Genomic DNA, 21655 nt, shown 5'->3' with positions numbered 1-21655 from the left:
GTTTACCCCCAGTAAATCCGGATAACGGCGGCAATGGAGTCGGAAAAAATGATCAAAAAGATGCCGCTGACCACCGCCGAGGTGGCCGCGTTGCCCACCGCCGAAGCCCCGCCCCTGACCTGGAATCCCCGCAGGCATCCGATCAGGGTAATGAGGACGGCGAAGACGGCGCTTTTGGACAACCCCCAGACAATGTCTTCCAGGAACAGCGCGTCAGTTACTCCCTGAAAATAGGGCCCCGGCATGAGATTGAGCAGGGTGACGCACACGGTCAGGCCGCCCAGAAGGGCGGCGATGACCGAGAACATGGCTAAAATCGGCAGGGACAGGAAAAGGGCGATCATCCGGGGCACTACCAGGAAGAGGACCGGGTCGAAGCCCATGCTGGTCAGGGCGTCGATTTCCTCGGAGATCTTCATGGTCCCGATTTCGGCGGCGTAGGCCGAACCGGTCCGCCCGGCAACGATGATGGCGGTCATGATGGGCCCGATTTCAGCCACCATGGCAAAGGTGATCAGCGAAGGGATGAAAATATGACCGCCGAACTGTTCCAGCTTTACGGACGCGACAAAGGCGATGATCAGGCCGGTGATAAAGCTGATCAGGGCGGTGATGGGGATTCCGTTGACGCCGTTTTTCTGGATCAGGGAAATGGTGTCGCCCAGGCGGATAGTCCGGGGCCGGGTCAGGGAGCTGACAACGGCGATGGCCGCGGCGCCCAGGAATGTCAGGGAGGCCTCAACCCTGTTGATTCCCGCCAGGGTCGTGCCGCCCACGTCCGAGACCAGCAGGGCAGGGTTGAGCCTGTGGGCGGAACCGGTCGGCTGCCTTGTTTTTTCCGGCCGGCTGAATATTTCGATGCTTTTTCTGACCGCGTCCGGGATGTTGGTCATAAAAAGGTCAGCGTGATTACTGACGGCGATTCGTTTAATCTCACGGAGGAAAAAAACGCCGTAATCATCGACCTGAACGATGTCGGCCAGATCAAGGGCCACCGCACCGGCCTTGTGCCTTTCAATGACGGCGGTCAGTCGCGATAGCAGGCTTGAACAGGCCTCGATGTCCAGGACGCCGGAAAGCCGGATGATAGCCGTGCCGTCCGCCTGCTCTGCGGTCTGCACGGTAACGGATTCGCGGGCGGTTTCGTCCGGCATGTTCCGGCTCTTCCATTTTTTTTATACGGAGGAGCGGGGATTATAGCAGGAGAGGCTTTCCGCCAGCACGGTTCGGACCTTGTCCAGCGTCAGGCACTCTTCAAAACAGCGCGGAAACTCTTTTCTCCTGTCACAGTCCCTGCAGGGGCTTTTGATAAAATAACCGATTTCAAAATCGAATTTTATGCGGTTGGTCAGTATCTTATACATGGCGTTTGTTTTCGTTCACGGATTGCTTTTAACAACGGAGTCCTTAAATATCACAGGGCAATATAAAAGTAAAACCGGCCCCCCCAATTCCTTCTACCCCTTAACCACCTGATCACCTTAACACTTAATACTTAATCACTTAACACTTAAAACTTAACCACTTAAAACTTCTTTACCGCCTCGGCCAGGACCGATACCGGATGCCGCACCGGGAACCTGGTGTTGGCCTCGATCTGCCATTTGCAGGTTTCGCAGTCGGTGATGACGATGTCCGGGTTGGCCTGCTCGATCTGGTCAAAGAGCCGGTGGCCGATATCTTGGGCGATCGCGTGAAACTCTTTTTTAAATCCGTAGGTGCCGGCGATGCCGCAGCATTCCGAATGAAGCAGGATCAGCCGCAGGCCGGGGATGGACTGCAATACCGCGATGGTGTGCCGGACGCCGCCGGTGCGGTCCAGGTGGCAGGGGGAATGGTAGGCGGCGGTCAGGTTGAGCGACCCCATGGCCGGTTTGTTGCCGGCGGCGAACTCCCGGTGAAGGAAACGGGTGAGCAGTTCCAGCCGGTCGTCGATGGCCGAGGTGTCCATGGCCAGCAGATGGGGGTAGTCCTGTGTCACCGTCAGGGCGCAGGACGAAGACGAAAAAACGATTTTCATGTCCGAATCGGCCACCGCCGCCCCCAGGCTGGCGATGTTGAAGGCCGCGTTTTTTCTGACGGCCTTAAAGTTGCCGGCGGCGATTAGCGGCACGCCGCAGCATTTCTGGCGCGGGGCCGTAACGCCTATGCCCATGGCGTTTAGCACCAGGATGACGTCATTGCCCAGGGCGTGGTCATAATAATTGACGTAACAGCCATGGAAATAGGCCACTTTCCGGGGAAATCCCTCCTGTGCCTTGGCCTGGTTGCGAAACCCGGACACGAACGTCCCCCGGTCAAAGGCGGGCATGACCGCGTCCCGGGAAATGGCCAAAAAAGCGCTTAAAAAGAACCGGGTCACGGACAGCTTCATGAGGGGATTGACCAGCCAGGAGAACCCGGCGGAGAGCCGGCCGGAGATATCCGTGCGGGTCAGCACGAAATCTCTTAAGCGGTGGCTTTTTTTCAGGCGGCTGCCCTTGGCCTTGTAAATAAAATCCGTTATCCGCACGCCCGACGGGCAGACGGTTTCGCAGCGCTTGCAGTTGTTGCAGAAGGACAGGGAGTGGTCGGCCAGCAGGGGCGACTTGATGCGCAGCCGTTCGGCGTCCGGGCCCGAGTACTTGGGGCCGGGATAGAGGTCCGTGGCCCTGGCCACCGGGCAGTAGGCCGTGCAGATGGTGCACTTGATGCAGCAGTCGAAACTGGTATTTTCAAGATCGATCATTGGGGCCCTGCCGTGGCGGTCGGTTGTGGCGGATGAAGACGGGCACGGATCGCTTTAGCGGCCGCGTATCCGGTGGCAATGGCCACACCGCCGCCGCATCCTTCGATGACCGGGTTGTAACCGGCCAGAACGGCGCCGGCGCAGAACAGGTTGGCGATGGTCCGGCCGTCGGCCGTCTGCGGGTTCAACTGTCCGTCGGTGATCACGCCGGCCCGGATAAAGGCGTGGCTTTCCGGAGACAGAAAGGCGGCCCCGGACAGGGACCGGCCGTCCGGCGGGGTGTCCAGCCGGCAGTCGAAGACCGGCTCGAACATGCGGTCATAGCGGCTGACCAGTCCCTTGGAAAAGAAACTGCCCGAGGCCAGTACATAGCAGGCGGCCCGGATGTCATCTTTCTGGCCGGTGGTATGAACGGAAATGACCTGGTTGTCTTCGATCCGGCCGGCGTCGACGGTGTCCCGGGCGATGAAGACTCCGCCCAGGGCGGCGAACCGGGACTTGAGCGCCTGGTCCAGCCGCATGCCCAGGATCGACGGCGGCAGGGTGGGGATTTCGTAAATCAGGCGGCCGGTGGCCCGGCGCAGTCCGGCCAGAATTTCCTGATAACGGTTCAACCCCAGAAAAGCCGGCAGGGCGACGATATCGGCCCGGCCCGCGGCGGCGGTGATGGCCCCGGCCACGGCCTCGAGGTTGGTGGTGGCGTCCAGGATCCGGGCCACGTCCACGGAGCGCATGTCCCTGGCGCCGCCGGCCGCCGGCGTCTGGCCGGGCAGCTCGATCTCGCCGCAGGTTATCGGGCAGTCGGCAAAGAGTTTGTTCTTGCGCAGATTGGCGGCGGCCAGGCCGGGATGAAAATCCCGGAACCCCTTGACGTCCAGAATGGCGATGGCCGGCCGCTTTTCAAAGGCCGCCCTGATTTCCCGGGTAAAGACGCTGGCCGGGGAGAGAAAGGTGGGCTTGAGCGTGCCCATGGCGGTGATGTGAAAATGGTTTTCCCGGCCGTTGGCATACATAGGCGCGCTCTGCGCCTCGAGTTCGCGGCCGAAAAAGGCCATGGCCTCCATGATGGTTTCGGCCCCGCAACGGGCATAGGGATGGTCGGGATTTTTTTCGATGAATCCGGGCAGGGCGTCCACCGGCGATGTCGCCAGGGTCCGGTCGGCGTTATATCCCAGCAGGTCGATGGAACCGGAAGAAAAATGGAGGGCGCTCATGCCGGACGAGACCACGGCGCAGGACAGCCCCGCCTCCAGGCAGGCCAGCCCGCAGGTCAGGCCGGCTAATCCACCTCCGATAATCAAGCAGTCGTAATCGTGGGATTCGTTCATTTTCGTCAAATTAACAAGGGTAAAAGTTTTAAGTATTAAGTTTTAAGTATTAAGATTTAAGTTTCAAGGTACATTCTGCATCTTGAACCCTTCCGTTCCGACCCCTCAACCCTAACACCTAACACTTAAAACTTAAAACTTAACACTTAAAACTCTTCTGTTTATTTATATTCTTCTTCGATCACGACCCCCTCCCCCTTGCCCGCACCCTTGGCCACAATCTTGCCCAGCCCGAAGGTGCCTTCGCAGATCCAGTAGGCGAACTCCGCCTCCCGCAGGGTGTCGCCCCACAGCACCGGCCGGATGCCTTTCCAGCGTTCCTCCAGGAAATCGATCAGCATGCGGGTGGCCTCGCTGCCGTCCACGCCCTTGACGTCCATGAAGGCGCCGGCGCAGCGGTAGGCGCACAGCAGCCCCTGGCAGGGGCCCATACCGATGCGGGTGCGGCGGCGCAGGTCGACGATGTCGGCCGCCTGAAGATGGCGGATGGCGTAGGCCACTTCCCGGGCCGTGACCATTTCGCACTCGCAGATCAGGCTTTCGTCCGCCCCGGGGCCGGCCAGGATGTCGCCCGCCCGGGTGCCGTGGCGGTAATAGGTGGACTCGATGACCGACTCCCCGAAATTCGCCCGGCGCCGGATGGGCACCTTGAACCGTTCCGAGCCCGGCAGGGGCAGGAGATGGGTGCGGCACTTCGCGGTCACGCCGAGCTTCCGGCAGGCCAGGTCCGTGGCCTGTTCGGCCATGAGACGGTAGGTCATGAGCTTGCCGCCGGCGATGGTGATAAAGTTGTCCAGGCCGTCCCTTTCTTTATGGTCCACCAGGACGATGCCCCGGGAGATGTCCCGGCCGGTGGCGCCTTTGCCCGTGGCCACCAGGGGCCGCACGCCGCAGAAGGCCCGCAGCACCCGGGTCCGGGAGAGGTTGGGCACCAGTTTTTCGCCGTCCCGGAGCAGGGCCTGGATCTCGTCGGGGGTCACTTCCAGGTCGTGAATGGACTCGTAGGGGATCTTCTCCGAGGTGGTGCCGATCAGTGAAACAGTGTCCCCGGGCACCAGGATATCGCCGTCCCCCGGCTTGCGGCAGCGGTTGATGACCAGGCTGTTGATGCGGTAGTCCAGGATGACCATGGACCCCTTGGAGGGGAACATGAGCAGCTCGATCCCGGCCAGGCGGCAGATCTCCTGGCCCCAGACGCCGGAGGCGTTGACGATCACCCGGCCATGCACTTCCAGGCGCTGTCCGCTTTTCCGGTCCCGGCAGCGGATGCCGGCGGCAGCGGTCCCGGACAGAATAATCCCGGTCACCTCGCAGTGGGTTCGTACCCGGGCGCCGCGCTCCACGGCGTCCAGGATATTGGACGAAGCCAGCCGGAACGGATCGATGGTGGCGTCGGGCACGGCGATGGCGGCGGTGATTTCCGGGTTGAGGTTGGGTTCCCGGGCCAGCGCCTCCTTGCGGCCGATGTCCCGGGCGGCGATGCCGGTTTTGCGGCAGCCGGCCAGGAGCAGGTCATGATAGGCCGGGTCGTCTCCGGGCAGGGTGACGAACAGACCGCCGGTATCCTCGATGCAGTGCCGGGCGATTTTCTTTAAGATGATATTTTCGGCGATGCATTCCCGGGCCGAGGACTCGTCCTTGACGGCGTAACGGGCGCCGGAATGGAGCAGCCCGTGGTTACGGCCGGTGGTGCCGGCGGCAAAATCGTGCTTTTCGATCAGCACGCAGTCCACGCCCCGCAGGGCGAAGTCCCGGGCGATGCCGCAGCCGGTGGCGCCGCCGCCGATTATGATTGCGTCTGTTTCAATTCGTTCCATCGCCGGTCCGTTTCCTGCTGGATTCTTTCGACCTGCTCGCGGGGCAGGACCTTGAAGCGGCTCTGGACGGAAAAGTATTTTTCCACCGGTGTCCGCTCCTTGTCGAGCAGCCTCTTGGAAGCGCCGGTAAGCGAGAAGCGGCCGTTTTCAATTTCATACAGCTCGAAAAGCCCGGTTTCCACCGCCAGCTTGCCCATCTTGACGGTAAAACGCGGATCAAAGCCCCAGCCCGCCGGGCAGGGCGTGTGGATGTGAAAATAGCGGATCCCGGTCATGGTTCTGGCCCGGGCCATTTTGTTGTAAAGGTCCAGGGGGTAGGAGGCCGAGCAGGTGGCCACGTAGGGGATGTCGTGGGCGGCCACGATCCGGGCCACGTTTTTTCTTTGCTGGGCTTTGCCGACAAGGGGCGTGGTGGTGGTCAGGGCTCCGGCCGGCGTGGTGCCCGAGCGCTGCACCCCGGTGTTCATGTAGGCTTCGTTGTCATAACAGATGTAGATAAAATTTTCCTGGCGTTCGCAGGCGCCGGACAGGGCCTGGATGCCGATATCGCTGGTGCCGCCGTCCCCGGCCCAGGCCGCTACCAGGGTGTTCTGCCGGCCCTGGGCCCGCAGCGCGGCCTGCACGCCGGAAGCGGCTGCTGCAGTGGAGGCGAAAGTGACGTTGACGCAGGGCAGCTGGGTGGCGGCAATGGGGTAGAGCCCCTGTAGAACGGTCAGGCAGCTGGGCGGCACCACCAGGATGGTGTCGCGGCCCAGGGCCTTGAGGGCGGTGCGGTAGATCAGGGACAGGCCGCAGCCGGAACAGGCCCGGTTTCCGGGGTGAACCAGTTCTTCAATCGGCAGGTCAATGGCTTTGGAAACAGTATTCATGGTGCATATCCTTCAATGGTCTTTACAAAAATCACTTTAGCGGCGCCAGCCCGATCCATTGCGGGGAGGCCTTTCGGACGGTTTCGGGGTCAACGCAGAAATCGGCCAGGGCCGTGTGAAGATCGGCGGTGGTGATGGTCCGGCCGCCCAGGCCGACGATACAGTTGTGAAGGACGGGCCGGCGGCTGCCGTGGTACAGGGCGGCTTTCAGTTCGCTGAACAGGGGGCCTTCGTAGCCGTAGCTGAGGGCTTTTTCAAACACCAGCACGCCCCGGGCCTTGTCCAGTTCCGGGACGAGCTGCTCGGCCGGGAACGGCCGGTAAAGACGCAGGGCGATCACCCCGGTCTTGACGGACGCGGAACGGAGGCTGTCCACCACGCCCCGCAGCTGCCGGGAGAGCGATCCCAGGCAGATGGCGATAAACTCGGCGTCTTCGCAGCGATAGCATTCATACAGGGGATGGCCGCCCCGTCCCGTCAGGTCCCGGTAATCCCTGTCCGCCTGCTCGACCACCGCCGTGGTCCGGGTGAGGTCCTGCTGCAGGCAGTGGCGGATTTCCATGTAGGCCGGGGCAATGTCGCCCCGGACATCGGGCCGGGTGTTGGGCAGGGTGACGGTGTTTAAGTTCATGGGCGACGACGGGTCCAGCAGGCGGGCCGGCGCGGAGCCGGCCAGAAACCGGTCGACCTTGTCCTGGTCCGGGACCTCATAGGGCATGTAGGTGTGGGACAGGAGGTAGCCGTCGTAGCAGACCATGACCGGGATACGCACGGTTTCGGCGATGCGGAAGGCCTGGATGACGGTGTCGATGATCTGCTGGTGGCTGGCGGCGTGCAGGTGGATCCAGCCGGTGTCGCGCTGGGACATGGAGTCCTGGTGGTCGTTCCAGACCGACCAGGGGGCGCCGACGCCGCGGTTGACCACGCACATGACGATGGGCAGGCGGGCGCCCGCGGCCCAGTGGATCTGTTCGTGCATGTAGAGCAGCCCGTTGGCGCTGGTGGCGGTAAAGGCCCGGGCCCCGGCGCTGGAGGCGGCGATGCACACCGACAGGGCGGAATGCTCGCTTTCCACGGGGATGTATTCGGCTTTCATCTCTCCGGCGGCCACGAATTCGGACAGCTTTTCGGTCAACGGCGTCTGCGGGGTGATGGGATAGGCCGCGATCACCTGGGTCCGCGCCAGCTTGACGCCGGTGGCGGCGGCGGTGTTGCCGGTTTCGATACAATGCATGTCGTTTGACTCCGGTAGTATTTAAATTTAAGTGGTTAAGTGATTAAGTGTTAAGTGTTAAGTGATTAAGTGTTAAGTGTTAAGTGATTAAGGGTTGAGTCTCATTTTTTTAACACTTCAACAACTCAACTCCTTTGTCCATGAACCTTTCTGTTCAGACCCCTTGAACCCTCGGACCATCAAACCCTAAACCTTAAACATCAAACCTTCAACAGCCAGTTGTTTCGTCCCCGGATTCCGTTTCCCTGACCATGGTGATGGCGTCGGCCGGGCACTCCTCGGCGCAGATGCCGCATCCCTTGCAGTATTGAAAGTCAAAGCCCGGGGGGATGGTCCGGGAGATGACGCCGTCCGGGCAGTACATCCAGCACAGGAAACAGGACTCCTTGCCGGTTTTGGCCGGGATGCACTTGGCCGCGTCCAGCACCGGGCGCTCCACCCGCCAGGAGCCGGTCTGGCCGGCATCGCCGGGACCGGGCTCGCTGTGGGATATGTTGATCGCGAACTTATCGTTTTTCATTGTTTTCCTCCCACGACCGTCGCTTCATAAGCCAGCCGGGCTGATTCGACGTTTTTGGCCCAATGTTTCCCTTTGAACTCCTTGCCGATGGCGTCCAGAAGAGCAGGCAGGGGTACCAGGCCGGTGGCCCGGGCAAACGCGCCGATGATCCCGGAATTGACGATGCCCCGGGGCAGGCCGGCGGAGACAGCGATTTCCGAAATGTCGGCCACGGCCGTGGTGGCGCCGGCAAATGAAAAGGCCTCGGGCTGCCTGGGCGTGTTTATGATGACCATGCCGCCCGGTCTGAGGCCGGCCGCGGCGCCCGCCTCTTCGAACAGCCGCTCGTCCAGCACCACGATAATGTCGGGCTGTTCGATGGGCGAGAGGTCATAGATCTCATTTTTAGAAAGTTTCAGCGAGGTGAATACCGGCGCGCCGCGTCTTTCCGTGCCGAAGGTGGGGATCATGGCCACGCCAGGGAATCCCGAGGCATGGGCCACCGCGGCCACGATTTTGGCCGCCGTGATGGCGCCCTGGCCGCCGCGTCCGTGCCAGCGGATGTCGATCTGTTTGTTTTCTTCCATATAGAAGTCCTGTTTTTATATATAAAGTTTTAAGTGATTAAGTGATTAAGTGATTAAGTGGTTAAGTGGTTAAGTGGTTAATTCACAATCGCCTCGGTCCATCCCCGCGATCGTTTTACCGCTTCCTTCCAGGCGTGATTCAGCCTGTCCCGTTCCGCCGCCGGCATTTGTGGCGTCCACTCCTTCTCTTTTTCCCAGTTGGCTTTCAGCGATTCCTTTTTATCCCAGAACCCCACCGCCAGGCCGGCGGCATAGGCCGCGCCCAGAACAGTGGATTCGGTCACGGCCGGCCGGATGACCGGGATCCCCAGGATGTCCGACTGGAACTGCATCAGGAAATTATTCCGGGCCATGCCGCCGTCCACCTTCAGGGATTTTAAGGCGATGCCAGAATCCCGGGCCATGGCCTCAAAAATCTCCCCGGCCTGGAAGGCCGTGGCCTCCAGGGCGGCCCGGGCCAGGTGGCCTTTGTTGGCGTAATGGGTCAGGCCGATGACCAGTCCCCGGGCGGTGCTGTCCCAGTGGGGCGCGAACAGACCGGAAAAGGCCGGCACGAAATAGACGCCGCCGTTGTCGGTCACGGTCCCGGCCAGTTGTTCGATCTGGGGGGACTCGGTGATCAGGCCGATATTGTCCCGCAGCCACTGCACCAGGGACCCGGCAATGGCGATGGACCCTTCCAGGGCGTAGGCGGCCGGTTCTTGTCCGATCTGATAGGCCACGGTGGTCAGCAGGCCGTGGCGGGAAGGGATGACCTTTTCGCCGGTGTTGACCAGCATGAAACAGCCGGTGCCGTAGGTGTTTTTGGCCTCTCCCGGTTCAAAGCAGATCTGACCGAAAAGGGCCGCCTGCTGGTCACCGAGGATGCCGGACACGGGCGTTCCTTCCCGGATGCCCCAGTCCGCGGCAATGGTGCCATAAACTTCACTGGAAGGTTTGATGGCGGGCAGAAGACTTTCGGGAATGTTCATGATTTTCAGGATGTCACGGTCCCAGGCCAGGGTGCGCAGGTTCATCAGCAGGGTGCGGCTGGCATTGGACACGTCGGTGACATGAATGCCCTTGTCCGGACCGCCGGTCAGCCACCAGGTCAGCCAGGTATCCATGTTGCCGAACAGGGCCTGCCCCTGGTCCGCGGCCTTTTGCGCCTCGGGACAGTTGTCCAGGATCCATTTGATCTTGGGCCCGGAAAAATAGGTGGCCAGGGGCAGACCGGTTTTTTCCCGGAAGCGGTCGGCGCCGCCCTCCGCGGCCAGTTCGCGGCAGATGGCGTCGGTGCGGGTGTCCTGCCATACAATGGCGTTGTAAAAGGGTCGGCCGGTCCGCCGGTCCCAGATCACGGTCGTCTCCCGCTGGTTGGTGATGCCCACGGCGGCAATGGCATCGGCGGCGATGCCCGACGTTTTCAGGGCGCCGGTGATGACCGCGGCGGTGTTGTCCCGGATTTCCATGGGGTCGTGTTCCACCCAATCCGGTTTGGGAAAGATCTGCCGGTGCTCCAGCTGGTGACTGGCAACGATACGGCCGCTGGCGTCAAAGACGACAAAACGGGTGCTGGTGGTTCCCTGATCGATGGCGGCGACATACTTCCCGGTCATGACTCGTTCCCCTTTAAGACGTCTATCATGCTGTAAACATTTCCTTTTTTGTCGAGACCGCGTTTCCGGTCCAGAAAGACAACGGCGGCGGCGGTCCCGTCGGCGTATATGTCTCTTCCATTAATATTATGGGTGAACTCGAATTTCGCGGAACCATCGGGCGAGATCAGGGTGTAGGTATGCCAGGCATGCCCCCCTAAGTATTCCGCCGGGATCTTCCACTGGCCGGCCTGCCGCTCGGGATCGCGCTCCCTGATAATGTCGTCTTCGGAAAAATCGATACCCAGGTCGTTGAAGGTTTTCACCATGGCCCGGGCCGTGCCGCTGGTGTCGGCCTTGCTCTGCTGGTGGCTTTCCCTGATGGTCAGGGAATAGCCGGCGAACATGCCGGGAAATTCCCTGGCGGCATATTCCATCATGGCCTGAAACCCCACGATCTGGCGGGCCATGTTGGGCGCGATGACCGCGCATATATTTGATTTTTTTACGACTTCGGCCAGCCGGACGCGGTCGCCGCCGGTGGTGCCCATGACAAAAGGCAAGTCATGCCGGCAGTAAAACTCGGCGTTGCCGTTGACCGACGAAGGGTGGGTGTAGTCGATGCTGATAAACCGGCCGTAGGCTTGTTTTATTTCGTCAATGCGCTCATTCCGGCTGGTCGGGCGAACGAGCTTCACGGTCGTTGACCCCACCCGGGTTTCCGGCTGCTCGATCTCCGGACCGGTCAGGGACCAGGGCAGGATCTCAAAACGGTCGTCTTCGGCCAGCCGCGAGGCGATGGTGGCGGACACGTTGCCGGGCAGGCCGTTGATCATGATTTTTATGCGTTCCACTGTCGTGCCTTTATCATTATTAATTACAAAGTCTGACAGGTTACCAGAAAAGACCTCATTTTTCCACTGCTATTTTTACCGCCGGCAGTCTGGCTTCAGGACAAACACCAAAAAAGTCAGGGCGCGAACAAACATGCTCTATGCAAGTATGCAGGATGGGTTTAAGAAGGCGGCCTGAAGGCCGCCCTTACGCCTAAAGCTTCCTGCACCCTGACGGCCGCGGCGGTCAGCTCCGGAAAACGCCGTTCGGTGATGGTTTCCATGGCGCTGAGGTTGCGGACCAGGGAGGCAACGGCCGCCGGGATGTGGGGTTCGAACTGTTTTTTGCCTTTTTCGCGGGTCAGAAAGCCGAAGGCGCCCAGGGCCTGGAGGTTCCGGGTCACGGCGCAGCAGGCATAGCCTTTGCGGAACATGTCCCGGTCAACGGTCTGCCTTGCCGTTAACCCGGCTTCATATTCTTCCAGAAGCCGGGTTTGAACGTCCGTCGACAGGTTGACGTAAGGATCGATCAGCAGGGCGGCCAGGTCGTACTGGACGGGTCCCCGGCGGGCGCCCTGGACGTCGATGAAATAAGGCTGTCCGTCGCGGATCATGATGTTGCGGGACTGCATGTCCCGGTGCACAAGACCGGCAACGGCAAAATCCAGGGTCAGATCGGCCAGGGACCGATACTCCGGTTCCAGATTCAGGCCTCCGGTATCAAGACCCAGGTAACCGTTCATAAATTCCTTTTCAAAGTACCGGCATTCCCGCTCGATGATAACCTCCCGGTCATACGCCGGGGTCTGGTAAGTCCAGGCGTCGTCAAACCCGTCGGCGCCGTCCAGGGCCAGGGCCAATAGTTGTTCGATCACCAGCCGGTACAGCCGCGAAACCTCGGCCGGGTCGGCGGCGGACCGGACCGCGGCCTGAAGGCTGACGTCGCCCAGGTCCTCCAGGAAGGAGATGCCGGCCAGGGGGTCGGACAGCCAGAGCCTCGGCACGGCGATCCCTTTGTCGAAAAGATGCCGGTTGATGTGCGTGAAAGCGTCGGCCTCGCCCGCGGCGTCCGTGGGCCGGATGCCCCGCTGGCAGGCGATGAGGCTGCCGCGGGGAGCGGTGATCCGAAACCAGCATGTGTCCGATCCGTCCGGGGCAATGGGTTCGACGGCCGTGACAGTCTCGTCGCCGAACGCGATTCCCGCTGCCCGGCGCGCCATTTCCCTAAAAGCGACGGCCCGATAGGCGTCGGGTGTGCCGATGTCCTGCCACTGGTGGCCGGTGACGATCATGGCGCCGATGGTCTGGCCCCGTTCCAGCATCTGCTTATAGATGTCGATAATGTCCACGTTGACGCCGGGACCGGGGATATTGTCCAGCACCCGGGGAGAAACAACGTGAATACCGGTGAAGGCCATCAGGCACGCATCGGCCGGACGCTCGTCCGCCGCTCTGTAGAACCGGACCACCCGGTTGTCCTCTACAGCCACGGAATTGAACCGGTCGCAGTCATGCATGACCATCGTCACGGCATGGGCATGTTCCAGATGAAAGCGGTAGACGGCCGCCAGGTCGATGTCCGTGACAATATCGCTGTTGACGACCAGAAAGGCGGCATCACCGAAAAAGCCGGCGTTGTTTTTCATGGCCCCGCCGGTGCCGAGGATTTCCGGTTCATAAGAGAGCCGCACGGGGATTTCGTAAGATCGGCCGGCGCAGTGCCTTTCGATCCGCTCGTGCAGGTGGTGGGTGTTGACCACTGCTCCGCCGCACCCGGCTTCAGCCAGTCGCCGGATGATGATGTCCAGTACCGCCTCTTCGGCGATGGTAAAGAGCGGTTTGGGAACGTACCGGGTGTAGGGCAGCAGGCGGGTGCCGAACCCGGCCGCGAGAACCAGGGCTTTCCAGGGTCGGGGAGAACGGGTCATGCCAGGAGCATCAGATAGTTGCGGATGGTGTCCTCATAATAATCAGCTTTGGACCGGTCGTCGCCGGCGGCCAGTTTTTCGTTCAGGAAGAACCGCAGGGCGTTTTTGATGGTGGGCGTGGAAATCGCCTCCAGGCATTCGATTTCGTTGTTTTTGTACATGCGTTTGCCGTGGCCCAGGGCTTTTTTGACGATTTCCTTGTCGTCCGGCAGTTTCTGCTCCTGGCGCAGGAAGGTCAGGGCAATCAGGTAGGATTCGAAATAGGGCGTCAGGAAGAAGGTGAACTGCTTGAGCTTTTTAAGACCGTCCGGGGTCAGGTTGTAATTGCCCGGTATGGAGGCGTGGGGCACCAGGATACCTTTCTCAATAAAGGTGCTGATGCTTTTCTTGGTGAAATGTTCGGACGACTTGTCCGCCTCCAGGGTAAATTCACTGACAAAGAATTTTCTCAAAAACTCGAACTGCTTGTGAATGTCGATGTAGGCGAATTCAAAGGTGTCCAGCTTGAGAATGGCCAGGGCCGTGAAAGCCGCCGGGATGAAGAAAATAATGCAGTTGTTTTTGTAATACTCCATGACCGGCCGCTTGCTCTCGTTTACCACATACAGCGGATTATCCTGATCCGTGTCGATCTGGAGGCGTTCGATGAGTTTCCGCTGGGCAAAGGAATCCAGGGCAATGCTGAAGGCATGGCCGGGGTCGGTGATGATGGCGTCCGAGAGACGCACGTTCATGGACTTGAGCGTAGCCAGGTAGTTGTCCATAATCGACAGCAGCTGGCTGTATGTGAAGCGCTTCTGGGGGCTGTTTAAAATGGCGCTGGACACGATACCGTAAGGCGTGACCGTGGTGATGTCGTCGATGCGATTGATCAGGATCCGGGAGAGGCGGTCGATGAACTGCTTCTTGTCTTCCTGGGTTTTGCCGGTCAGGGTGGTCCGGGTCCGGGACAGGAAGTCGTTTAAGGAAATGGGGTCGTTGAAGTTCACGTAAACCTTGCCGTAGCGGGTCTTGAGCGACTTTCTGGCCTTGATCAGGGCCGGCAGGTTCTCGGCTGTCTTTTCTCCGCCCTCGGATTCGTGGACATAGGCCGCCTCCTCGATGATCCGGTCGTAGCCGATGTTGACCGGCACGAAGATCATGTCCCGGCAGGCGCCGTGTTCGTAAGCTTCCAGCAGGATGGATAGCAGGCCGACCTTCGGTGTCAGTGTTTTACCGGTGCGGCTGCGGGTACCCTCCAGGAAGAATTCGATGTGAAACCCTTCCTGAAGCAGCTTGTAAATGTATTCCAGAAAGACCTTGGCATAGAGCTTCTGGCCTTTGAAGGTCCGTCTCATGAAAAAGGCGCCGCCGCCCCGGAAGGCCGGCCCCATGGGCCAGAAGGAGAGGTTCTTGCCGGCGGCAATGTGCGGGCAGGCCATGTGGTTGTGATAGAGGACATAGGACAGGATCAGGTAGTCCAGGTGGCTTTTGTGCGTGGGCACGAAAATCATGGGGGCCTGGGTTCTTTCCGATTCCTTTTTCAGCTTTTCCAGATGGTCCTGATCGATGGCGATGCCGTCGAAAATGTGTTTGAGCATCCAGTTCAGCACCAGGTCGAACGTCATGATCCAGTTCATGCTGTAGTCGGCGGCTATTTCATCAAGGTACCGGTAAGCCTCCTTGTTGATTTCCCGGGCCGGCCGGTCGGTGTTCATGGCCATTTCCTCGACAAAGGACTGGAGCCGCAGGCTGCCCATGACGCTTTCCTTGATTTCTTCGCGGGATTTGATGACCGGGCCGGTGACGCGCTGCCGCAGACGGTTGATGTCCGACAGCAGTCTCCGACGCAGGGCCAGGGCCTGGTTGTCGCCCGACAGTTCCCGGATTTCGGGCAGGCCGAGAAACTCCAGCAGGTTGATGGGATCGCTCATTTCGATAAAGATGTTCTTCGATCTTGAGATCAGCATAAACAGCCTTCGCAGGGCGCCCGGCTTTTCGGTCAGGCCGCCGAAAAGAAAATCCAGCACGTTGAACACTTTTCTGACCGGCCTCCGGGAGAAGAACATGTTTTGAGGAAAAATATAAATGGGGCGGTCAAGGGTCTTCTGCAGGGCGATCAATTCCTGGGAAGGATTGTTCTTGGACCGGACCAGGCGGGAGTAAAACGACGTGTTGCCGAACAGGGAGAAAAAGGCCGACCGGCCGTTGGTCAGTTCTTCTTTAAAGTACTGGTTCTTGTAGGGCGACAGGAAAGAAAAACGGGTGAACAGGTGATCGATGTGGGCCAGCAGGACGACCAGCAGGCGGGACAGCGGCTGGAGGAAAATGAAACGATAGCCGAAGGCCAGTTCCGGCGCCGGCAGCCCGTGCTTTTCATACTGCCGGTTGCAGAAAAGATACTCCATGCGGCTTTTATACTTGCCGGCATAGACGATGATGCCGTTTTCATGAAGCGCCCGGACCCGGTCGATCAGCTCATCATTGACGGTTACCCTGGCAAAAAGAAAATCAAAGATCCGTCCCGACAGGGGCCCCTGGGCGGAGGGAAGAAAACAGAGAAAATGGTTATGCGTTCCGCCGAACAGCCGCTGCCGTCCATTGACAAAAAGCCGGCCGGCCGCGGCAAAAAAATCTCGAATCCGCTTTATCATGTTGTAATCCCGAATAATATTTAAGGTTTAAAACCGGAGATTTCCGATCAAGTGTATGCTGATATCAGATCAGACCGCGCTTTGCAAATATATATTGAGTCCTGACATCCATTGAGCTCATAATACAAATATGAAACCGGAACAGAATATCATATTTGAAAAGACCTACGATGATTACCTGGCGCAGGTCCGTTCGCTGGAGGATGTGACTTCGCGTCTGGACCGGCTGGGTCTGGTCATGCGGTCCGGGGCGGTAGTCATGCCGCTGTTTGACCGGACGTTTTTTCTGAAGGAAACAGGCCTGGTGGACGCGGCCGGCCGGCGGCCGGATTTTGCCGCCTGTGTCATTCTGCTCAAATATCTTTTGCTGTGCCCTGAATCTCCTCCGGCTGAAAAAGAGTGGGTAACTTACCGGGGGCTGAAGGACTCCGGTCCGCTCACAAAATATTTCGCCAACGACGTGGAGCGGGCCCTGGCCGACTGCTTCGGCCATTCAGCGGCGGAATTCATGACCGTGGGAAGAAGAGCCGGCGGGGTGGCGCCGGATCTGGATGCGGCCTGTGACGCGGCCCTGCGGTTTGAGGCCCTGCCCCGGGTGCCCCTGATCATTCAGCTCAATGAGGCGGACGCTGATTTTCCGGCGAGCTGCACGGTCCTGTTTGAACGGCGGGCCGAACGTTACCTGGATGCCGAGTGCCTGGCCGTGCTGGGGCGGTATTGTTTTGCGCGGCTGGGGGAATTATAGCCTATTTTCCCAGGACTTCCGCGGCGAAGATCGTCCACTTCTTCATCCGCATCAGCTTCAGCGGGATCTTATAAAAGGTCTTGATCATCCGGGGGGAAACATAGAATTTCAGATAGGCTTTTTTCTGGACACGGTTGAGATCAAAACCGGTGGCCTGCTGATAAAACGGCTTGTCCGGCCAGTAATGATACATCGCCTCATCCTGCCATTCCGGATAGGTCTCCTTGGCCAGCTGCCGGAGTGCTGTTCCGGGGAAGGGGGTGACCGTGAAAAAATGGGCCAGGTCCAGCTTGGATTTCACCGCGAAGTTGATGGTCTGCTCGATCTCCTCGAGGGTCTCTCCGGGAAAGCCCAGCATGAAAAAGCCCTTGACGAGCAGGCCGATGGATTCGGCGTAATTGATGTTCTCGGTGACCTTGTCGATATCCAGGTTTTTGCGGATGATTTTCTGAATCCGCGGGGAAGCGGTCTCAATGGCAAAGGTGACCATGTAGACGCCGGCTTTCTTGAGCAGGGCCAGGTCCTCCTTTTCCAGCATGTCGGCCCGCAAGGCATTGGGAAAGGCCATTTTGATCTTCAGGCCGCTGTCGATGATCATGTTAAGGATGGTGTGCATCCGTTCCCGGTCAAAATTGAAGATATCGTCGACAATGTGAAATTCCCGGACGCCGTAAGTGCTGTTGAGCCATTTGATCTCATTGACGAAATTTTCCGGGCTTCTTTTCCGCAGTTTTTTTCCGAAAATGCTGTGGCAGTAAATGCAGTTAAAAGGGCAGGCCCGGGTACTGATGATGTGGGTGTATTTTTTGTCCGCCAGCACGCCGTTCATCTGAGAGTGCCGCTTTTCCCCCCAGTAGCGGTCAAACCGGATCAGGCCGTAATCCGGAAAGGGCAGACTGTCCAGATCCTGAATGTATTCTTCCCTTTCGTTGACGAGGATCTGGTCGTCTTTCCGGAAGGCGATGCCCTTGACGGAACCGGCTTCTCCGCCGGTCATCAGCATTCTGACCAGGTTGGTGAAGACCCGTTCCCCTTCCCCGATGACGGCAAAGTCGATTCCCGGGTACTGCCGCAGAAATTCCTGGTAGCTGTAGGTGGCGTCCGGCCCGCCGATGACAATTTTCGCCGCCGGCGCCAGCGCTTTAATCAGCGAGATATACCGCTTGATGAACAGTTTGTTGAAGGCCAGCAGGCTGATGCCGATCAGGTCGGGGGGAAATTCCCTGATTTTTGCCGTGAGCGGCGCTTCCACCTCCTGTTCCAGGCGCAGGTCGATGATGTCCGTCCTGACCAGATCGCCGAAATTCTTCTTCAGGCAGGCGGACAGGTACAGGATGCCCAGGGGCACGTCCAGCGAAAGGACATTCACATCGCTGTCCGGCGGTTTGATGAAAAGTACGCGGTACGGCTTCATGGGTTTTTTTATATGCCAATCATCTTCAGGATTCAATAGATTATTCAGATCGGCAGGTCGTGAGCCGGCAGGCATGACCGGAAGCGGGCCCGTTTGTTTTCATCTTGACACGGCCGGGTCGCTTTAGTAGGAAAAAGACAAATCTGATCGGTCGGCCGGTTAACGGAACACGGTGCCAATCCGTGGCGGACCCGCCGCTGTAACCCGGAAAATACCCTTCCGAAGGATGGTCACTGCGTTGTGTCAAGCGGCGCGGGAAGGCCCGGAAGGCTGTCAGGGAAGCCAGAAGACGAACCGGCCGGTCATGGCGTCTGGAACCTGATGGCAAAGGGTTCCGGCAGGAAACTTGGATCCTGTCGGAGCCCTTTTTGTTTTCCGGCGGAGAAAGAAGAGGAAATGTTATGAATAAGCTTGAGAAAACCATTGGCGCCATCGGGCCGGTCGACGAAACCATTCTGGCAAAGGCCCGCGAGCGGCTGGCCAATCAGGTACGGCCGGCGGGCAGCCTGGGCCTGCTGGAGGAGGCCGCCGCCCGGCTGGCCTCCATTGCCGGAACCCTGGATGTGCGGTTGAAGAGAAAGATCATTGTGGTCTGTGCCGGCGATCACGGCGTCACGGCCGAGGGCGTCAGCCTTTTTCCCCAGGAAGTGACGGCCCAGATGGTCGACACCTTTGTGGCCGGCAGTGCATCCATTAATGTGCTGGCCCGGCATGCCGGAGCGGAGGTGCGGGTGGCGGACCTGGGGGTGTGTCACGATTTTGATCCGGGCCTGCCGATATTCCACAAGAAAGTCGGCCGGGGCACCGCCAATTTTGCCCGGGGGCCGGCCATGACCCGGGAAGAGGCCGTGGCTTCGGTACGGGCCGGCATCGAGATCGTGGACGAACTGTTTGCCTCCGGGTCGGTGGACATGATCGGCACCGGCGACATGGGCATCGGCAACACCACGCCTTCAGCCGCCATTATCGCCGCCTTTGCCGGCGTTGATCCGGCTGAAGTCACCGGCCGGGGCACCGGCATCAACGACGATGGCTGGAAACTCAAGGTGGCGGCGATTAGAAAAGGGCTTGAAATCAACCGGCCGGACCCGGGTGATCCCATTGACGTCCTGGCTAAGGTAGGCGGTTTTGAGATCGGCGGCCTGGCCGGGCTGGTGCTGGGCGCGGCCGCCCGGAAAATCCCGGTGGTCTGCGACGGGCTGATCTCCACGGCCGGGGCCCTGATCGCCTGCGAACTGGCGCCGGCCGCGCGCTCGTACCTGTTTGCCGGGCACCGTTCGGTGGAGGCGGGGCATAAGTTCATGCACGGCCGCCTGGGACTGGAGCCGATGCTGGACCTGCGCTTCCGGCTGGGGGAGGGAACCGGCGCGGCCGTGGCCATGGAGTTGCTCGACGCGGCCCCCCGTATACTGGCCGAGATCAAGACCTTTGATGAGGTCAGGATAAAGGATGTGCAGAAGAAATAGTCAGTCATGTGACACGCCGGTTTGATTCGCAACTTGATTGTTTTGAACGGTCGCGTAATCCCCGGCTAAATTTCTCGAACTCGGGCTGGCGCCCTCAGACAGCGAGAAATTTTTAACGCCGGGGACTTGGCGACCTTTTTTCTCAAAACAATCAAATGTTGCTCACAAAAGGCTTGTCACATAACAGCCGTGCGAGGTACCTTGGTTGAGATAACATAGCGACCAACCTCGATTTTTTCGAGACGATCATGGAGTTATAAATGACCAGAAAGGTGCTGCTGTCCTCGGTATTCAAGCCTTTTGGCGTGGACACGGTCGAGGCCAGGAAAGAATCCAAGGTCGAGCTGTTTCACAACCAGTTGACCAAGAACCAGGGCATTTATTCTCCGCGGTTTTTCCTTTTTTCCTTTGGCCTGCACGCCATTGCCGAAAACCTGGACGACACGCCCGTGACGGTGCTGGATTTCCCGTCCCTGGACCGGTTCCGGCGGGAGGTCCGCAAGGGCTATGATATCGTCGGCATCGGCGCCATCGTTCCCAATTTTCTGAAAGTCAAGAAAATGGTGGAGACGGTCCGGGAACTGTCTCCCCGGTCCACCGTCGTGATCGGCGGTTTCTGCGCCACCATCCCCGACATCGACAAGATCATGGACGTGGACCACGTCTGCGTGGGCGAAGGCATCAGTTTCATGCGCCGGCTCCTGGGCCTGCCGGAGGCGTTTGCCTTTAAAAATCCGGACGTGGTCAGCCAGTTGCGGGAGGTCATGGGCATCCCCCTGCGAATGGTGGGCGCGCCCCATATCGTGGTGGGGCTGGGCTGTTCCTATGGTTGCGACTTCTGCTGCCCCAGCCATTTTTTCGGCAAGCGTCACATCCGGTTTTTTCAGACCGGCCAGGCGCTTTTCCGCGAAATCGAGAAGGTGGCCGCGCGTTACAAAACCAATGCCGTCAGCCTGATCGGCGACGATAACTTCCTGCTGGATCTGGATCGGGCCGAAGAATTGCGGCAATGCATGATCCGGTCGGGACGAATTTACCGCCTGTTTACGTTCGGCTCGGCCGACCGGGTGGCGGAGTTCGGGGCCGAAAAACTGGCCGAGATGGGCGTCAACCTGATCTGGATCGGACGGGAAAGCATTTATTCCCCGTACCAGAAGAACCTGGGCCGGAACATCAGGGAGATGGTGGCCGAGCTCGGTCGATACGGGATCAAGGTCATCTTAAGCTCCATCCTGCTGGTGGACGAACACACCCGGGAGAACATCGAGGCCGACATCAACGATCACCTGGCCTGCCGGCCGACGTTCAGCCAGTTCACCTTTTATTCCCCCCTGCCGGGCACACCTCTTTATGACCGCGTGAAATCCACGGGTCGGCTGTTGACGGCCATTCCCTATGAGGAGTGGCACGCGTTCAAACAACCCTGGTTCGTTCATCCGGAATTTAACCTCAAGGAAGCCGAGATAATCCAGAACCGGGCCTATGACCGGGATTTTTACGAGTTGGGGCCGTCCCTGCTGCGCTATATCCGGACGGATGTCGAGGCCTGGCGTTTTTTAAAGGATTCTTCCAAACAGCATCTGGTTGCCCGGGCGGCCGACCTGGCCGCTGATATGGGCAAGTACCGGATTCTGCTCCTGGCCATGGGCCGGTTGTTGCCCCGCCCGGAAATGCGGCAAATGGCGGTTGACACGCTGGCCGATATCGAGAGCGCCTTCGGGCCGGCCACCGTCTTTGAAAAAGCCGCGGCCGCCGGAATGGCCCTGTTCGGCCGCGCGCGAGAGATCAGAACCCGTCTGACCGGAGACGCCCTCCAGCCGCCCACGCGCATCCGGCATTATGGCCGCCTTTAAAGAAAGTCCTGAAAGACTCAACCTCGCCGTCCCGCCAGCCTTTGACCTATTCCGGCGCCGGCGTGCGAAGTAAGGCCAGCTTGTCGCAGATATAATCTTTTCAGACAGCGCAGTTGCCCAGTTGCCGGGACCGGCCGTCTTGCC

The 21655-nt window shown here is 59.6% G+C and carries 17 protein-coding genes and 1 riboswitch; of the genes, 3 read left to right on the top strand and 14 right to left on the bottom strand.

The genetic code is table 11. The features are described from left to right. Nucleotides 1-2: 2 nt before the first annotated feature. The 13 genes from AB1724_05260 to AB1724_05200 all read right to left on the bottom strand — a co-directional run bounded on the left by AB1724_05260 (nt 3) and on the right by AB1724_05200 (nt 16033). Nucleotides 3-1154, bottom strand: a complete 1152-nt coding sequence (locus tag AB1724_05260) for an ABC transporter permease (GenBank protein ID MEW6077195.1) — start codon at nt 1152-1154, stop codon at nt 3-5. Nucleotides 1155-1175: 21 nt separating this feature from the next. Next, nucleotides 1176-1364 carry a hypothetical protein gene (locus AB1724_05255; GenBank protein MEW6077194.1) on the bottom strand — a complete coding sequence of 63 codons (189 nt, stop codon included), beginning with the start codon at nt 1362-1364 and terminating at the stop codon, nt 1176-1178. A 161-nt stretch (nt 1365-1525) separates the two neighbouring features. Next, nucleotides 1526-2728 (bottom strand): anaerobic glycerol-3-phosphate dehydrogenase subunit GlpC, encoded by a 1203-nt coding sequence (gene glpC / locus AB1724_05250; protein ID MEW6077193.1) that lies wholly within the window; start codon nt 2726-2728, stop codon nt 1526-1528. Further along, nucleotides 2725-4056, bottom strand: a complete 1332-nt coding sequence (glpB, locus tag AB1724_05245) for a glycerol-3-phosphate dehydrogenase subunit GlpB (GenBank protein ID MEW6077192.1) — start codon at nt 4054-4056, stop codon at nt 2725-2727. Before glpB ends, glpC begins: the two co-directional genes overlap by 4 nt. 161 nt (nt 4057-4217) lie before the next feature. Continuing rightward, nucleotides 4218-5873: an anaerobic glycerol-3-phosphate dehydrogenase subunit A gene (gene glpA, locus AB1724_05240; protein MEW6077191.1), complete on the bottom strand. Its 1656-nt coding sequence runs from the start codon at nt 5871-5873 to the stop codon at nt 4218-4220. After that, nucleotides 5843-6742, bottom strand: a complete 900-nt coding sequence (locus AB1724_05235; GenBank protein MEW6077190.1) for a thiamine pyrophosphate-dependent enzyme — start codon at nt 6740-6742, stop codon at nt 5843-5845. Before AB1724_05235 ends, glpA begins: the two co-directional genes overlap by 31 nt. A gap of 31 nt (nt 6743-6773) precedes the next feature. After that, nucleotides 6774-7976 (bottom strand): pyruvate ferredoxin oxidoreductase, encoded by a 1203-nt coding sequence (locus tag AB1724_05230; protein MEW6077189.1) that lies wholly within the window; start codon nt 7974-7976, stop codon nt 6774-6776. A gap of 208 nt (nt 7977-8184) precedes the next feature. After that, nucleotides 8185-8496 carry a 4Fe-4S binding protein gene (locus tag AB1724_05225; GenBank protein MEW6077188.1) on the bottom strand — a complete coding sequence of 104 codons (312 nt, stop codon included), beginning with the start codon at nt 8494-8496 and terminating at the stop codon, nt 8185-8187. Then, nucleotides 8493-9062 carry a 2-oxoacid:acceptor oxidoreductase family protein gene (locus AB1724_05220; protein ID MEW6077187.1) on the bottom strand — a complete coding sequence of 190 codons (570 nt, stop codon included), beginning with the start codon at nt 9060-9062 and terminating at the stop codon, nt 8493-8495. Before AB1724_05220 ends, AB1724_05225 begins: the two co-directional genes overlap by 4 nt. 77 nt (nt 9063-9139) lie before the next feature. Then, nucleotides 9140-10660 (bottom strand): glycerol kinase GlpK, encoded by a 1521-nt coding sequence (gene glpK / locus AB1724_05215; GenBank protein ID MEW6077186.1) that lies wholly within the window; start codon nt 10658-10660, stop codon nt 9140-9142. Then, nucleotides 10657-11493 (bottom strand): dihydrodipicolinate reductase, encoded by an 837-nt coding sequence (dapB, locus tag AB1724_05210; protein ID MEW6077185.1) that lies wholly within the window; start codon nt 11491-11493, stop codon nt 10657-10659. Before dapB ends, glpK begins: the two co-directional genes overlap by 4 nt. A 161-nt stretch (nt 11494-11654) precedes the next feature. Continuing rightward, the gene (locus AB1724_05205) at nt 11655-13400 is read right to left on the bottom strand and encodes a sugar phosphate nucleotidyltransferase (protein ID MEW6077184.1); all 1746 of its coding nucleotides are present in this window, start codon (nt 13398-13400) and stop codon (nt 11655-11657) included. After that, nucleotides 13397-16033, bottom strand: coding sequence for a 1-acyl-sn-glycerol-3-phosphate acyltransferase (locus AB1724_05200; GenBank protein ID MEW6077183.1), 2637 nt, complete (start codon nt 16031-16033; stop codon nt 13397-13399). The genes AB1724_05205 and AB1724_05200 overlap by 4 nt, the downstream gene beginning before the upstream one ends. A 130-nt stretch (nt 16034-16163) precedes the next feature. On the opposite strand from AB1724_05200, the gene AB1724_05195 reads away from it, so the two are divergent. After that, nucleotides 16164-16778, top strand: a complete 615-nt coding sequence (locus AB1724_05195) for a DUF3786 domain-containing protein (GenBank protein MEW6077182.1) — start codon at nt 16164-16166, stop codon at nt 16776-16778. Nucleotide 16779: 1 nt separating this feature from the next. Here the strand turns inward: AB1724_05195 and AB1724_05190 are convergent, their stop codons facing one another. Then, nucleotides 16780-18192, bottom strand: a complete 1413-nt coding sequence (locus tag AB1724_05190) for a radical SAM protein (GenBank protein MEW6077181.1) — start codon at nt 18190-18192, stop codon at nt 16780-16782. Between the two features lie 131 nt (nt 18193-18323). After that, nucleotides 18324-18506: riboswitch (cobalamin riboswitch) on the top strand. 87 nt (nt 18507-18593) lie between these two features. On the opposite strand from AB1724_05190, the gene cobT reads away from it, so the two are divergent. Next, entirely contained in the window at nt 18594-19658 is a 1065-nt protein-coding gene (cobT, locus tag AB1724_05185; protein ID MEW6077180.1) for a nicotinate-nucleotide--dimethylbenzimidazole phosphoribosyltransferase, read from the top strand. A gap of 260 nt (nt 19659-19918) precedes the next feature. After that, nucleotides 19919-21511, top strand: a complete 1593-nt coding sequence (locus tag AB1724_05180; GenBank protein MEW6077179.1) for a radical SAM protein — start codon at nt 19919-19921, stop codon at nt 21509-21511. Nucleotides 21512-21655 lie beyond the last annotated feature (144 nt).

The sequence above is a fragment of the Thermodesulfobacteriota bacterium genome (assembly GCA_040753795.1).
In the GTDB taxonomy this organism is placed as follows: domain Bacteria; phylum Desulfobacterota; class Desulfobacteria; order Desulfobacterales; family Desulfosudaceae; genus JBFMDX01.
This window is presented reverse-complemented; position numbering and strand designations above follow the sequence as displayed.